Origin of the sequence: Pedobacter polysacchareus, from assembly GCF_019802255.1 — a bacterium.
In the GTDB taxonomy this organism is placed as follows: Bacteria; Bacteroidota; Bacteroidia; order Sphingobacteriales; family Sphingobacteriaceae; genus Pedobacter; species Pedobacter polysacchareus.
In genome coordinates, this window is record NZ_JAHYSS010000006.1 from 540,100 (window position 1) to 556,414 (window position 16,315).

Consider the following 16,315-nt stretch of genomic DNA (forward strand, 5'->3'; position numbering starts at 1 on the left):
AGGAGACCCATTTCGGGGTTAGTAGCCTGGGTTTTGAGTCAGGTTTCCGTTTCTTTGTAATTCATCTGTAGCAATTGGAAAGAGGAGGTTTTTCTCCTGAATGGTCGCACCAAAACTATTTGCATGACCAATCACCGGTTCAAACAAAATATTTCCAGAGCCATCACTTGCCGGAACAGGGAATAACCTGGTCCGCTGGATATCAAACCAGATCCTGCCTTCAAATACCAATTCCCTGTAACGTTCCTTCCAAACTTCCTTGATGAAGTCATCTTTAGAAAGCTGGGAAAGCTGTGTTTTAATTGCGGTTACATCATCTTTCCAATACGCCCTGCCTCTTACCTGCGCGAGGTAGCCTACCGCTTCGCTAGTTACGCCCTCAGCCATTGCAATGGCTTCTGCTGCGATCAGCAATGGGTCTGAATAAGTGTAAATAGGCTGATCTTTCCCAGAAGTTGCCGTCTTAAAAGTGGCTTCTTCATCCTGCCAAATATAAGGGGCTGTTGCGAAGTTCAAAGTGGTTCCGTTGCTTTTGATCAGGGAAGAATGAAAGAACTGTTTTTCCTGAATTCTCAAGTCCTGGTTTTTATTGTAACCTAGTAAAAATTTGGCCGTTGGCCCGTAGGTATTGACGGTAATTGCAAATTTAGTTTCTGAGGTTGCTGTGGCTGGCAAGGACCAGGAAGCATAAGCTGAAGTAGAGATTCCAACTGCAAATTCATAGTAATAAATGTATTCATTGGCTGAATTATCGGCTAATCGCAGCTTATTATAGGCAGAACCAGTAGGGATGACATTCCCATTGGCATCCACATTATGTGTAGTCAGACTGTATTTATTTGAATTAATAACCAGTCTGGCGTTTAATGCGGCCTTTGCAGACATGTCTTTTTTCAAAGGAAAACCACTCATTGTCAAATACACATCTGCTAATAAAGTAGCTGCGGCCCCTTTAGTAATCCGCGCAGCATTATTGACCATCGCCACATCCGGCAGCCCGCCTTCATTTACTGCATATTCCAGATCAGAAGTAATTAAATTGTAAACCTGTTCTACCGTGCTTTTCGCTACGTCCATATTGCTGATATTTTCGTAAGGTTCCGTGATTAAAGGAACTCCTCCATACATACGTACCAATTGAAAGTAACCATAGGCCCTGAAGAACCTGGCTTCAGCAGAAAGCTGCTTTGCTTTTTCCGCTGGCAGGCCTGGCGTTACAGGAATGTATTTAATGGCATTATTGGCTCTGGAAATTCCAGTATACAAACTGCTCCATATTCCCTGTAAGTAAGAAGAAAGGTTGGTTCCGTTTAAAGTCATGTTCTGTGCATACTGAACGTGGATCTCCTGCCCTTTATATTCATTGTCGATATAACCCGACATATACGGGCCAAACATCATTCTTGAGCCCGAGTAGGCGCCCAGATTTGATTCATACATTTGCGGAGCCCCACTTCTGTATAGCGCATTCACCGCATTTTCGGCATGCTTAGGATTCTGAAAATACTGGCCACTGGAAATCTCATCCCTTGGCACTTCATCCAGGAACTTTTTACATGATGTACTGAGCATCATGACTAATAATAAACTTATGATTGTAGGTTTCATAATCGTTTTTTTGAGTTCAGTTAATATTCAATTTGCGCTGCTTAAAACTGGAAACTAGCGCCCAATGTAAAAGTTCGAGGTTTTGGATATTGGTGGAAATAGATATTTTGCCCCCATTGGTTGTCACCATAGGAAGTCGCTTCCGGGTCATATCCTTTAAAGGATTTCGATTTAATTAAAAATGCGTTTTGAACACTTACATAAAAGCGCATGCTTTTTAATTTAAGTCTGCCCATTTGCTCTGGGCTAAGGTTATAGCCTAAAGTAATGGCGCTGGCGCGGATGTATGAGCCATTGGCCACCCAATGGTCGTCTACTTCACTGCTCTGACCAGAATAAGGACCATTGCGGATCTGCTGAATCATAGTATTCTGGTTTTGTGGTGTCCAGCTGTCATACAGCGTCGATTTGAAACCATTTGAATACCCAGTTCTATCCTCTGTAGAGTGCAGAAACTGCTGTAAGATATCTACGCCAGCCACAAACTGCATTTCAATATTTAAATCCAGGTTTTTGTAGCGGAAGGTGTTGATGAAACTTCCAGTCCAATCCGGCAAACCTTTTCCAATTACACCGCGTTCGGTACTGCGTTTAGCGGTGCCTGGAACAGCACCTACCAGTGCAGCTTCTGCGGCCTCATCTGTACCCCAGATGCCCAGTCGTTTGTAGCCATAAAATGAGCTCAGACTTTCGCCAACGCGCAGGATGGTCTGACTGCCGGAAACAAAGCCTGGCCCTGGAAATATATCTTCATTATTTGCACCTAATGCCTCAATTCTATTTTTGTTGTAACTAAAATTCAATGTGGTTTCCCATCTGAAATCTGGTGTCACTACAGGGCTACCACTCAACAGCACCTCTACTCCTGTATTCAATACGGAGCCGATATTATCTCGAACCGCAGCAAATCCGGTAGAGGTAGGCACTGGTCGGTCTAACAATAAATCAGTGGTAAGTTTATGGTAGTAATCAGCGCTGAACCTCAGCCTGCTTTTAAATAACGAAAGGTCGAATCCCGCATCAAACTGCTTCGTTTTCTCCCATTCCAAATTTGGATTTGGTAGTCGGTTTACGAAGCTTCGAGATACCCTGGTCCCATTGAGCAAGGTAGTTTCTGATGAAATCGTTCCTAAGGATTGATAAGTTGGGATTTCGGTATTTCCGGTTACCCCATAACTTGCACGCAGTTTTAATTCATCAATAGAGTCCACTCCGCTAAGGAAATTTTCTTTGGACACGATCCAGCCTAATCCTAAGGATGGGAATACCCCGTACTTATTGTTTTTTCCAAAACGGGAAGAGCCATCCACACGACCGGTAACCGTCAGCAGATACTTGTCTTTATAGCTGTAACTACCTCTCAGGAAGTAGGAATTCATACTCCAGCGGTCAAAAGAAGAAGTTGGCGCTCCTGGCTGACTAGCGGATTGTATGCTGTTGAACCTAAAAAAGTCATCAGAAAAACCCTGAGCAGAAACGGCGGTATTGTCTGCCGTTCTTTCCTGCCAGCTTAGTCCCAGCACCGCATTGATCCTGTGATCTCCTAATTGTTTGTTGTAATTTAAATAAGTCTCTTCCTGCCAGTAAAAGGAATGTTGATTGTCGATAGATGCAGAACCTAAAGGAGCAGAAATATTGATTAAATCCGTCGGACTGTAGTTTTGGAATAAGTTATCTCTTTTGTCAAATCCAAATTGGGTCCTTAAATCCAGACCTGGGATGATGTGGAAAGTCAGGTAGGTATTCCCGAACAATTGGTTCCTTTTTCTCAGTCGGTCTTGTGTGGTTAATACGTGTACTGGATTCGCAATCGACTCCAGAGAATAAGGATCTGAGATCATGCTGCTGTTTGACCAGCCACCATCAGGGAATTTCACCGGGAATATAGGAGGCATTTCCAGCATCGACCGTCTTGGCGACTGATCTCCGCCGTCTTCCTGAGTTTCATTCGCTTTGGTACTGTTGACCAATAAATTTAAACCCAGGGAAAGCCATTTCTTTGGTTTCGCATCGTAAACAATTTTGGAGTTGATCCTGTCCAGCCAGCTGTTGAGCATGATGCCTTCGGTTCTGCCATAGTTCATAAATGCGCCAAAGGAAGATTTTTCAGATTTCCCTAATATGCTCAGCTGGTGATTATTGGAGAATGCCGTACGTGTCGCTTCCTCTTGCCAATCCGTATCATACAATGGGTTGCCATTTGCATCAAATAATCGTGGATCAGATTTCGAAAACACTGGTGCTGTTCCTGTTGGGTTGTATTTACTGTAGTTTTCGAAACCTTTTTGGATCACTTGTAAAAACTCTGCTGAGTTCAATACTGCGAGTTTTTTAGGCAATACGCCGATGCTGAGGTAGCCATCATAACCCACGGTTACGCCTTCATTGGTGGCCCCCCGCTTGGTGGTCACCAGGATCACTCCGTTCGCACCACGGGCACCATAAATTGCAGTTGAAGAAGCGTCTTTCAGCACTTCCATACGGTCAATATCGTTTGGATTCAGGAATTGTACATCCTCCATGACTACTCCATCCACCACATACAAAGGGCTCGAAGAGGAATTGATGGTTCCCAGACCTCTGATCAGCACTTTTGGACTGCCAGTTGGAGATCCTGAATTCAGGAATACATTTACCCCTGCGACCTTACCTTTTAAACCTTGCAGGGCATTATTTACAGGTGCATTCAGGAGGTCTTTTCCAGAAATCACGGCTACTGATCCGGTCACATCAGATTTTCGCTGCGTACCATAACCGGTTACGACAACTTCATCTAATGCCTGATTATCAGCCGTCAGGTATACGTTTAACTGTCCGCTTTCAGGAACTTTGACTTCCTGATTCTGCATCCCGATATAGCTGAATATCAAGGTGGAATTTGCAGAGGGCACTTCGATTTGAAACGTTCCATTGGCATTAGTAACGGTTTTTTTATTGCCGCCTTTTAGCATGACCCCTACTCCGGGTAAAGTTACAGAACGGTTGGCCGCCTCATAAACTACTCCTTTTACGACGATGCCCTGCGGAGTTTGCGCATAGCCAGGGCTGCCTCCTCCTAAATAGATCAGGAAGGACATTAAAAAAATAAACATTCTTTTCATTTCATACAGATTTAGTGATTGGTATTTGGTTGGTTGTTTGTTATTCGGTTATGATTTGGTACTCAGGTATGATTCGGGGTTTTATTCAGGTTATTATTAGTTTTTTAGGTTGTGATTCAGTTCAGACCATATTATTTTCTATGTCTTCCAGTGATTTCCCTTTGGTTTCGGGCAGTAAAAAGTAAACGGTAACAAATGCAACGAGGCAAAAAGCGGAGAATATCCAGAAAGTGTAGGCAGTACCTAACTCCTGAAGAAAAATGGGTGTCAATTGACCTACGATGGTATCTGCAATCCACATTACCATAATGCTTAAAGCCATAGCCCGGCCGCGGATCCTTGCTGGAAAGATTTCAGAAGCCACAACGAATTTTAAAGGGCCAATGGAAAAGGCGAAACTGGCTAGAAAAGCAAGTACTGCGATCAATAGAAATACACTGTGCGTGGCATTATTATAAAAGCATAATCCTGCTACAAATAAGCTGATGGTAGCTCCTACGGTACCAATCATATACAGTGGTCTGCGACCTAAGGCATCAACTTTCCATACAGCAATTAAAGTAAATAGCATGTTTGCCAGCCCAAAAATCACCTGACTCTGGAAGGAGTTGCTCAAGCTGATTCCTGCGCTGGTTAGGATACTTGGGCCATAGTAAATAATGGCATTGATCCCGCTGAATTGAGAGAACAGGGGTAAGAATAAGCCCAGAATTAATGAGCGGCGCAAACGTGGCGACCATAATTCTTTGTAGGAACCTTTACCTGTTCCCTGGTTTTTCTTGAGTTTATCAGCATCCTCAACGGCCTCTTTTTCACCAACTAATTCTGTCAGCAATTGCAAACCTTCTACTTCTCTGCCGTTTTGAATCAGCCATCTAGGACTTTCTGGCACGAAAAATAAACCCGCCATAAATAGCACTGCGGGTAGGATACCTATACTGAACATCCCTCTCCAGGCTTCTGCTATAAAAAGAAAATGAAATGCGGAACTGCTGCCCTCAGCTGACATGGCCAGCGCATGTTTTAAAATCGCAGCGTTACTTAAATAAGCCACCAAAATACCGAAAGTCACTGCAAGCTGATAGCAGGTCACTAATCGCCCTCTGATCTTAGTGGGTGCGATTTCCGAGATATAAAGCGGAACAATATTAGAGGCAATACCGATCCCGATTCCTGCTAGTATCCTGGCCATCACCATCAAGGAAAATGTAGGCGCCCAGGTACAGCCTACCGCGCCTATTAAAAATAAAATGGCAGAAACCATCAATAACTTTTTACGCCCGAGTCGGTCTCCCAATTCACCAGAAATGGCCACGCCAATGATACAGCCTACTAAGGCCGAGGATACAAACCAGCCTTCCTGAACGGCTGTCAGGCTGAATTGTTTTTGCACGAAAGGCAATACACCGGAAATTACCGCCATGTCAAAGCCAAACAGTACTCCTCCTAATGCTGCAATGCAGCAGACCATTAGGAGAAGATTTCTTTTATATACGATCGGTTCCATCAATCTTTAGTTTTTAGGAATGCTTTGACCACTTTTGCCTTATTTTTTCCTTTATTGATCAGTTTATAGGAATTGGCCGCTGCAGGCACCACAAATGTTTCTGCGAAATTGAATGCGGCCTCGGTTCCATCTGCGGTTTCTATGGCCAGGCTATCACCTTCTACCAGCATCAATACATGACAGCGTTCTTCTGTTGTTACCTGAATTTCGGTTGAAAACTCCAGGCGCTCCACATCATAAAAATGAGCTGCATGTGTAGGCAGATGAATGACTTGCCAGTCTGCGCCTGAGCTTATTAATTTGGGTTTTGACACCAGCTCTTCTCTAACTTTCTCCCCTTTTCTTTCAAAGTTTAAGTTGTTAAAAGCGTGTTCAATATTGATTGGCCTAGGATTTCCATTTAAATCTGGACGAACCCAATCGTACATTTTAAAAGTAAAAATATAGGGGGTTGCACTGATTTCCAGTACCAGATTATTGGTACCAGCACTATGTACCGTACCATTAGGGATTAAAAAGAAATCATGCTGATGGGCGGGCAGTTTTTGTACGTATTTTTCTATGTCGACTGCTTCTCCAGAATGGAAGCTGTGTTCCAGTTCTGCTCTGAAAGCTTCCGGCTGAATGTCTTCCTGAAATCCGATATAAACAGCAGCATCTTCTTTGCAATCAAGAATATAATAGGTCTCATCCTGGGTAATGGTTTCTCCAAATTCTTCCTGAATGTATTTCAGACTAGGATGGCATTGAATAGAGAGGTTGCCTCCATCAAAAGTATCCAGGAAATCAAAGCGGATTGGAAATTCGAATTTAAACTGCTCGGCATGTTTACCCAGCACAGCTTCATTTTCCTGGAACATCAGGAAGTCGAAAGAGATTTCGAGCAGGTTACCGCTGCTTTCAAATACCAGCCCGTTTTCTGGAGTGATGAGTTCGAAAGACCAGGCGTAATTCACTTCCTCCTTGTTTATTTCCGGAAGGTGCTGCTTTAACCATTGTCCGCCCCAAGCTCCTGCTTCAAACCAGGGTAATGCTCTGAATACTGAGGTTGACAATTTACAAAGGCCTTTTTTGATGGCTTCGAACATGGCCCAGTTTGGTTCTGGCAGGATTTGTCCATCTGCAATTACCGTCAACTGATCTTTGATATTTTGCTTATGATGGTTCAGTACTACCCAATCGACAAAGTAAAAGCGCTTGTACATTTGTTCTTCATTGGCCAGGTCTGTTTTTCCAAGATTGCTGACAGATCCTCCGCGCATGCGGTACTTTACTTCGTTCTTGGGCAGGTCAAAATAGATGATTGGAGCTTCCCAGTTTAAGAAAGCAGCGCCTGTTCCGATCCCTATATTAATTGCTACCGTTTGATCAGGCTGCTGTGCCGACAAACTTTCCATCTGGAAAAAATCTTCCAATACCAGGGTGGTTTTTGTCCCCCAAACAGCGTCAGCAGTTCCTAAGAAGGAATCAACCAATCGGTCAATATCGGTCTCCGGTTTCAGGAAATCTGCCGTTTTTAGCCAGTTGACCTCCAGGTTTCTTTTTTTAAACTCCTTCTCCAATGCGGCAGCTATATGGTTCCAAAGTGTTCCGGCATATCCATCAATCAACACTGTTTTTTGACTGCAGATATAATCTGCCAAAGAAGAATACCCTTTAAATACCTGATCATCTCCGATGGAATGAAAAGGATACATGCCGTAGTCCTGGCTTTTTTCAACTAGTTCATTAATATTTGAAGGCAAGGGTTTCTGGCTTGCCTTCCTAATAGATTCTTGTACTTCAACCTTCATTAGTGCGTGTTTAAAATTATGTACCTACATACAAACAGTAAGCATGTTTATTCAATTTAATTTAGTCAAAAAAACCACAAACAACCATACATATATACATACATATGTTAGTATGTATAAACATACAAAAACATTGCAATAATTATAAACTTATTTTAAATGAATTTTTGAGACATTAAAAACACGCTATACTTTCCCCAAATGAATGATTTTGTATATGTTTGAAGAAAACACCTACATGAAATTGTCGATAGATCACAAAAGTCCGGTTCCTTTACATGTACAGGCTGAAGATTTGCTCCGAAAACTGATCGAATCACCTGATTATCAGGGAGGAAAATTACTTCCTATAGAAGTTCAGCTGGCACAGCAGCTGGGCATCTCCAGAACTACTTTGCGTCAGGCATTGAACAAACTAGTCTATGAAGGATTGCTGATCCGCAAGAAAGGCGTGGGCACTAAGGTGGTAGAGCAGAAATCTGTCAGTTCAAAATCTAAAAACTGGCTGAGCTTCTCTCAGGAAATGCAGGCGAGAGGTATTGTGACCAGGAATTTTGAGCTTCATGTCAGCTGGGTTTATCCAGACGAGAGACTCGCTTCATTTTTTGGCATAAAAACAGACAAAAGGATTTTAAAGCTGGTTCGTTTGAGAGGCAAACCGGATGGGCCTTTCGTTTATTTTGAATCTTATTTTCACCCTAGAGTAGGGCTTACCGGAGAAGAAGACTATACCCGTCCCTTGTATGAAATGCTGGAAAATGAACATTCCGTAATTGCCACGATCTCTAAAGAAGAGATCAGTGCTATCTTGGCGGATAAATTCATTGCCGGAAAACTAGAGTACGAAGTGGGCAGTCCTGTGCTGCTGAGAAAAAGGTTTGTTTTTGATAAAATGGAAAGACCTATTGAGTATAACTTGGGTTTTTATAAGGCTGATAGTTTCATTTATACTGTGGAGAGCGAGAGAGAGTAAGTTCCAGCACTCCACCTTTTTCCAGGTCTTCAAATTTAATCTCCAAGTCGGCTAATGGCTTACCATTGAGTGTTCCGCGCTGGATATAGGGATGATTTGGATCCTGCTGATTCACTTTAATCAGGAAATCATTTTTACGTATTTTCTTAGGCAGTTTAATCCTCAAGCTTTCAAACAATGGCGCACCAATCAGGAAAGAAGGTTCAGCTGCTGTCAGTGCTTTTACATCAAAAAGCCCCATTGCGGACAATACATACCAGGCACCAAGCTGTCCTTGATCTTCATCCTGTCCATATCCATAACCATGGATACCGTCAGTTCCATAGAACTCATTGCAGATGGCCCTCACCCATTTCTGACTCAGATCCGGCCTTCCGGCATAATGGAACAACCAGGAAATATGCAGGTTTGGCTGATTTCCGTGATTGTACAAACTTTCAATTCCTGCAAAGGCATCAATATGTTTTCCTCCACCAAATAAGTTCTTCTGGGAAATGGTAAAAATACTGTCTAAGCGATTACTGAAAGTAGTTTTTCCAACGAAGTTGACCAGCTCTTCCGGAGCATGAGGCACATAAAAAGTATACTGCCAGGCATTGCCTTCCTGGAAACCGCGCCATGATTCATAAGGATTAAAGCGGTCCAGGAATTTACCTTCCGCATCCTTCGGTCTGACAAATTTAGTCGCAGGATCATAGAGTAATTTCCAGCCTTCTGCAAGTTTAGACAGCTGTACCGCATCCGCTTTCTTACCCAGAGATTTCGCAAATTGCGCTGCGGCAAAAGAAGAAAAAGAATACTCTAAGGTATGCGAAGCACCAAAAGGAGAACCCTCAGTATTTAATTCCGGGTTACCACTTGAATCCTTTATATAGGGAGAATAGCCCTTTTTCACGAAAATGCCGACATCTAGTTTTCCAGCTCCAGGAATGCGGCCTTTTGCTTCCAGTTCATTTTTTCTCACTGCTTCATAGGCCAATGGGATATCATAATTCCGAATGCCTACATTATAAGCTGCTGCAATCGCCAGTCCGGTGAAATTCGTTCCAACACCGGATACATATTTACTATTTGCGATCCCATCACCAAGCCATCCTGCATCTTTATACACCAATAACTGACTTTGTATCCAATCGTTATAATATTCTGGATAGGCAATTGCCCATAGCTGAGTCAGGTTCCAGAATGCACCCCAAATGGCATCTGTATTGTAGTGATGATGCACAGGGCTGCCATTTTTTAATAAAGGAATCTGACCAATGCTTCCGTCATTTTTAGGATAAGCCCCATTCACATCATCTGCCAGACCCCTGCCCAAAAGTGCATGAAAGAGTCCGGTGTAAAACTTGATTCTATCGTCTAATAAGCCACCTTTTACCTCAATTCTGCCCAATGCGCTGTTCCAGTTTTCTGCAGCTTTATTTTTTGCTTTTGCAAAACTTAGTCCGGAGGCTTCTTTCTGTAGGTTGAGTTTAGCATTTTCTACAGAAGTATAAGAAAGTCCGGTTTTGATGCCAATTTGCTCAGCAGCCCTGGTTTTAAACCTCAGGTAAATGCCGGCCCCCTTTCCTTGTATGGTTTTTTGCCCTTCAGACTGGTTCTGATCAATGAATGTACCATAAGCGACAGGTGTTTTATCCAGTTCTGCATAAAAATACATGGTTACATTTGCCGCTTCCTGATATTTCTGCACATACACTGGCTTTGTCACTACATAGCCCCAAACATGACGGTCATCGTAAGTCACTTGAGCATCTAATACGGGTCCGCTCTCTCCCATCTTATGACCGATATCAAAAATAACATTGGCGGAGTCTGTTTCTGGGAAAGTATACTGATGAAAGCCCACCCTTTCTGTAGCCGTTAGCTCAGCTTTGATCTGATAATCTTTTAATAATACGCGATAATATCCAGCAGTTGCATACTCGTCTGCCTTATCAAAAGAAGACCTGTATCCGGAATTCTTTTCATTTTCTTTACCTGGGACTGTTTTTAAGGTTCCTACAGTTGGTGCAAATAAAATCCCTCCAATCTGAAATTCATGAAAATTTGCAAAACCTTCTATCGAGCGATGGCGATCGTCGTAACCCACAGCCTCCCATCCTGAGGCGTTACCTTCAGTTCCATTGGTACTCGGTGCTAATTTAGCCATCCCAAAAGGGACTGCTGCCGGGGTATAGAAAAAATACCGGCTATGCGCAGATCCGATGTTTGGTTTCACATATTGAATCAGATTCCTCGCTTCTTGTGCGTAAAGTAAGGTGGCTTGTATACTAATTAATGAGATTAAAAGAATCCTTTTCATCGTGGTTTAAGGTTTAGGTTTTATCGTGTAATGACCTATAAAGGCTGCGATCTGAAAAATGAAAACTTCAGATCCGCAAATGAAGGCTCATCCGGGACAAATAAAATCACCAGTATGAACTAACAAAAGCAGCAATAAAGCCAAATGTACATACATAGTTTTCAAATATATTTTAAATCTCCAATACTTTAAAATTTATTATGCAATAAACAGTTAAACAACTAAAAAAAGAATCAAAAGATAAAAATTCAATTATTTACCAGTAATATTTAAATTTTACTATACTTGTATGTACATACAATCTAACCAAACCATGAATAAGCTTAAACTTTTGACCTGCTGTACTTTTTTTTTCCTTCCACTGGGTGCTATTTGCCAGCATCCCTTATATAAGGATGCCAGTCAGCCTATAGCAATCAGGACCAAAGATTTGATCAATAGAATGACACTTAAAGAAAAAGTAGGCCAGTTATTGAGTCCGCTGGGATGGGAAATGTACGAACGGCAGGGAAACAAGGTGAGTGTGTCTAAAAAATTCAAGCATCTTGTTGCCGAAAAACAGATCGGGATGCTCTGGGCAACCTTCAGGGCTGATCCCTGGACGCAAAAAACGCTGGCCAACGGTCTTAATCCAGAAATGTCGGCCGACGCAGCGAACGAATTACAGCGATACATGATCAAGAATACCCGTCTTGGCATTCCTATATTTTTAGCGGAAGAAGCACCGCATGGACACATGGCTATTGGCACTACGGTCTTTCCAACTGGCATTGGTCAGGCTTCGACCTGGAACCAGGCTTTATTAACCCGTATGTCGGAGACTGTTGCCAAAGAGGTTCGTCTGCAGGGCGCTCACATCAGTTATGGACCGGTATTAGATTTATCACGTGATCCGCGCTGGTCCCGCGTGGAAGAAAGTTATGGAGAAGACCCGGAATTAACAGGAAAACTCGCCAGCGCTATTATTACAGGTTTAGGCGCAGGAAAAATATCCAATCCGTACAGCACTATCGCTACGTTAAAGCATTTTGTAGCCTATGCTATACCTGAAGGCGGGCACAATGGCGCCGCTGCCAGTGTTGGAGAACGCGAACTCCGGGAGTACTTCCTACCCCCTTTCCAATCTGCGGTAAAAGCAGGCGCCCGGTCTATCATGGCCGCTTATAATTCCATTGATGGTATTCCATGCAGTTCCAACAGCTTTTTATTGACAGATATTTTAATCAAGGAATGGGGATTTAAAGGTTTTACGGTTTCTGATTTGGGCAGTATTGAGGGTATCAAAGGCAGTCATCGCATTGCCAGAGATTACACGCAGGCAGCGACACTTGCCCTTACTGCAGGCTTAGATGCAGATTTGGGAGGGAATGCCTATCCCAATCTGATTGTCGCAGTGGAGCAGGGGAAAGTTGAAGCGCGTTTTATTGATACCGCCGTATCTCGGGTACTCCGTCTAAAATTTGAGATGGGATTATTTGAACACCCTTTTGTAAATGCCCAGAAGGCTAAAAAAGAAATTAAAACGAAGGAAAGTATCCAGCTTTCCCGTCAGGTGGCAAGAGAATCAATCGTCCTGTTAGAAAATAAAAACAGTCTGCTTCCCTTGAAAAGAGGACTCAAACTTGCTGTTGTGGGTCCTAATGCCGACAATATATACAATATGCTGGGCGATTATACTGCGCCGCAGGCTGAGGGAAATGTAGTCACCGTATTACAGGGACTTCATTCGAAGCTCTCCCCTTCCATGGTAACTTATGCAAAAGGCTGTTCCATCCGCGATACCATAGACAGCAATATTCCTCAGGCAGTGGCTGCCGCAGCGGCTTCAGATGTGGTCATTGCCGTGGTAGGCGGTTCCAGTGCACGTGATTTTAAGACCTCATATGCTGCAACAGGGGCCGCAATAACCTCTGTTGAAACGGTTTCGGATATGGAAAGTGGAGAAGGTTTTGATCGTTCTACACTGGATTTACTAGGCAAACAAATGGAGCTATTGCAAGCCTTAAAGAAAACCGGAAAACCATTAATTGTCATTTATATACAAGGCAGGCCGCTTAACATGAACTGGGCTAAAGAGAATGCGGATGCTTTATTGTGTGCCTGGTACCCCGGACAAGAAGGAGGATCCGCGGTTGCGGATGTATTGTTCGGAGACTATAATCCGGCAGGCAGACTTCCAATTTCTATACCTCGCAGTGTGGGACAAATCCCTGTTCATTATAACCGAAAAAGCCCATTAGACCATCGCTATGTAGAAGAAGAAGCGACTCCGCTCTATGCATTTGGCTATGGCAGAAGTTATACCACTTTTGTTTACGATCAACTGAACATTAGCCCAGCAGATGCAAATGGCAACTATAAGGTGTCTTTTACCTTACTGAATAACGGCTCCTATGATGGCGACGAGGTGGTGCAGCTTTACCTGAAAAATCAATTTGCCTCTACCTCGCAACCAGTCAGGCAACTGAAGAATTTCGAGCGTGTTCATCTTAAATCCGGAGCCTCAAAGCTGCTGGAATTTACACTCACAAAGGATGACCTTTCGATCATCAATCGCGATATGAAAAAGGCATTTGAGCCAGGCAGCACATTTACTGTCCTGATTGGATCAGGTTCGGATCAAATTAAACTACAAAAGCAACTAAATTAAACATGAGAAAATATACACTATACATCTTATCCGGCGCATTTTTTGTATTCGGATGCTTTTCTGGGGGAAAGGCGCAGCAGCAACAGCAGCTTGCGGCTCAAATTCTAGCCGATTCGTCCTTAACTATGGTCGATCACCTGGCAAAAGCCGTCATTAAAGAAGGATTCAATGCCGGAAGCGGTTACTCTCAAGTCTGGGCACGTGATTTCAACACCCTCATTGAGACTTCCTTAGCGGTACATTCCAAAGAAAATGTTCGGGGGGCCATCCTGATGTTTTTTGCGCTGCAGCAAAAAAATGATGAGATGGTAGACGGTTATGTGGTCAAAAAGGATTTCACCTGGAATGACGATACCCCATACTATTCCGATGCCGCTCCAGGCCATGTAGGCTTTAAAAATACGGTTGAAACTGATCAGGAGACTTCCTTAATCCAATTGGTAGGCAAATACATTAAAAAGACAGGAGATGTTGAGCTGTTACAGGAAAAGGTCGCTGGCACAACTGTGCTCGTCCGAATGGAAAAGATGATTGATTACCTGCTGCGTGAGCGCTATAACAAGAAATACGGATTGTTATGGGGCGCCATGACTGCGGATTGGGGTGATGTACAGCCCAATGACAGCTTTGGCTGTGATTGGAATGAACTGTCTGATGAAGCCATTGATGTATACGACAATGCCATGTTCATGATCGCCTTGCAATATTTAATTGAAGTGGTACCAGACGCACAAAAAGCGGCACAATGGGCAAAAATGAAGAAAGGCATTCATGAAAATGTGAGAAAACACCTATGGGACTCAAAAAAACAAAAATTCATACCACATATCTACCCCGGGAAATCACCTATCCCTGCCGGATTTGATGAAAACACCATTCATTATCATGGTGGAACTGCGGTTGCCATAGAGGCCGGCTTACTTTCCAAGAAAGAAATCGCCATAGTAAACAAGCAGATGGTGGAAAACGTAAAGCTTTCCGGCATGCCGAGCATTGGCCTGACTTTATATCCAACCTATCCTGATGGCTTTTTTAAAGGAGGCATGGCGAAAGCTTATCACTATCAAAATGGTGGCGACTGGACTTGGTTCGGTGGAAGAATGATCCAGCAGCTGATTGCGAATGGATTTGTAAAGGAGGCCTACGAAGAAGTCCGCCCGATGATCAATCGCGTCGTTAAAAATCAAGGCTTTTATGAATGGTATGGCAAAGGGGATGTTCCTGATGGGTCTGGTAAATTTAAAGGATCTGCCGGAGTATTGAGCAAAGCGATTTTACAATTCAGGGAATGGGCAGTGGCAAATCAAAAATAAACGAAGAAATTATTCAGGTTACACAATAATTTCTTCGTTCCAGCGTCTTTGTATGTGAGAGCGTTAATTTAGATAAAGGGAAATTGTCTTCGGATAATTTCCCTTTTCTTTTATACTGGAAAATAAGTTCTAATTTTTGAGTTTAGTCCTCTTTTACTGGCTGATCATCTTTCTTCACAGTCACTTCAACTTTAGTCGCTCCTGCTCTGGCAGCCGATACCGCTTTTCCGATTTCAGTCAGCCCTTTTGATTCATAAATCTTCATGGCAGTCACCACATCAATTGCCTGTCTGGTTTGCTCTTCAGGAATTGGAACGAAGGAAAGGAAGTTTATAGTTACTCCTTTTGTTTTCAATAAATCATTTACATTCTTTAGCAGTTCGGCTTCAAACTCATTCTGGTTGAAATCAACAATATCCTCCGTCAGCAAAAGATCTCTGGCGATTTCTTTAATCCTTTTATCGATCACCGAATTTTCAGCAGTCTCATAGGCTTTTGAACTGTTCACCTCACTATCACTGTCGCTATTCATTTTCCCAAGATATTTTGCTTCTCCGATATACAATTTAGCATCAGTTATCGAGTAATCATAGGTGACTTCAATCTTTGCCATGACCCGATTTTTGAAGGCACTTTTGAAAACGCTCTCCCCTTGCATTGGATAATCCGGCACAGTGATTTTATAAGAGCACATACCCACTCCTTTTGGAACGGTTTCCCCTGCTTTAATCAACTCCCAACTTACTCCGCAGTTACTGGTATATAAAGTCTGTACGTTTGATTGCGCGCGATCGCAGGAAGTTAAAGCAACAGCCATCAGGCCGAAACATAAGCTGGTAGTCAATAAGTTTTTCATGGTTTAGCTATTTTTTATTCGTTTGATTAATAAGAAGGAAATGTAGATCAGGGCAATAGGAATCAATGCGCCAATGATGGTAAAAAATGAGCCGGCACTGGCGTAATACCTACCGGTCACATAGACCTGATACCAGAAATTGATCAGGATGACAGCTATTGCAGCTATCAAAATGTAGAGTGCTAATTTCATTCAGCTAAAATATAATT

At 42.9% G+C, this 16,315-nt stretch carries 10 protein-coding genes; 3 read left to right on the top strand and 7 right to left on the bottom strand.

From position 1 onward, the window contains the following. Positions 1 to 18: 18 nt before the first annotated feature. From K7X70_RS19790 to K7X70_RS19805, 4 genes are all read right to left on the bottom strand, one after another. Positions 19 to 1,608: a RagB/SusD family nutrient uptake outer membrane protein gene (locus K7X70_RS19790; protein WP_222538697.1), complete on the bottom strand. Its 1,590-nt coding sequence runs from the start codon at positions 1,606 to 1,608 to the stop codon at positions 19 to 21. 41 nt (positions 1,609 to 1,649) lie between these two features. Continuing rightward, positions 1,650 to 4,709, bottom strand: a complete 3,060-nt coding sequence (locus tag K7X70_RS19795; RefSeq protein WP_222538698.1) for a SusC/RagA family TonB-linked outer membrane protein — start codon at positions 4,707 to 4,709, stop codon at positions 1,650 to 1,652. Positions 4,710 to 4,830: 121 nt separating this feature from the next. Beyond that, positions 4,831 to 6,216, bottom strand: a complete 1,386-nt coding sequence (locus K7X70_RS19800; RefSeq protein ID WP_222538699.1) for a sugar porter family MFS transporter — start codon at positions 6,214 to 6,216, stop codon at positions 4,831 to 4,833. Continuing rightward, positions 6,216 to 8,009: a class I mannose-6-phosphate isomerase gene (locus K7X70_RS19805; protein WP_255607440.1), complete on the bottom strand. Its 1,794-nt coding sequence runs from the start codon at positions 8,007 to 8,009 to the stop codon at positions 6,216 to 6,218. The genes K7X70_RS19800 and K7X70_RS19805 overlap by 1 nt, the downstream gene beginning before the upstream one ends. Before the next feature lie 217 nt (positions 8,010 to 8,226). Between K7X70_RS19805 and K7X70_RS19810 the strand changes: the two genes are divergently transcribed. Further along, complete coding sequence (locus tag K7X70_RS19810; RefSeq protein ID WP_255607441.1) at positions 8,227 to 8,982, top strand: GntR family transcriptional regulator; 756 nt, start codon at positions 8,227 to 8,229, stop codon at positions 8,980 to 8,982. Here K7X70_RS19810 and K7X70_RS19815 read toward each other — a convergent pair. Continuing rightward, a complete protein-coding gene (locus K7X70_RS19815; RefSeq protein ID WP_222538700.1) occupies positions 8,951 to 11,287 on the bottom strand; it encodes a GH92 family glycosyl hydrolase in 2,337 nt (778 codons plus the stop codon). The two genes, K7X70_RS19810 and K7X70_RS19815, sit on opposite strands and share 32 nt — an antisense overlap. A gap of 313 nt (positions 11,288 to 11,600) precedes the next feature. On the opposite strand from K7X70_RS19815, the gene K7X70_RS19820 reads away from it, so the two are divergent. Both K7X70_RS19820 and K7X70_RS19825 read left to right on the top strand, forming a co-directional pair. After that, positions 11,601 to 13,937, top strand: coding sequence for a glycoside hydrolase family 3 N-terminal domain-containing protein (locus K7X70_RS19820; RefSeq protein WP_222538701.1), 2,337 nt, complete (start codon positions 11,601 to 11,603; stop codon positions 13,935 to 13,937). Positions 13,938 to 13,939: 2 nt separating this feature from the next. Further along, positions 13,940 to 15,250, top strand: coding sequence for a glucosidase family protein (locus tag K7X70_RS19825; RefSeq protein WP_255607443.1), 1,311 nt, complete (start codon positions 13,940 to 13,942; stop codon positions 15,248 to 15,250). 142 nt (positions 15,251 to 15,392) lie between these two features. On the opposite strand, the gene K7X70_RS19830 is transcribed toward K7X70_RS19825, so the two are convergent. Beyond that, entirely contained in the window at positions 15,393 to 16,106 is a 714-nt protein-coding gene (locus K7X70_RS19830; protein ID WP_222538702.1) for an SPFH domain-containing protein, read from the bottom strand. Between the two features lie 3 nt (positions 16,107 to 16,109). Continuing rightward, positions 16,110 to 16,298 (bottom strand): hypothetical protein, encoded by a 189-nt coding sequence (locus tag K7X70_RS19835; protein ID WP_222538703.1) that lies wholly within the window; start codon positions 16,296 to 16,298, stop codon positions 16,110 to 16,112. Positions 16,299 to 16,315: the final 17 nt, after the last annotated feature.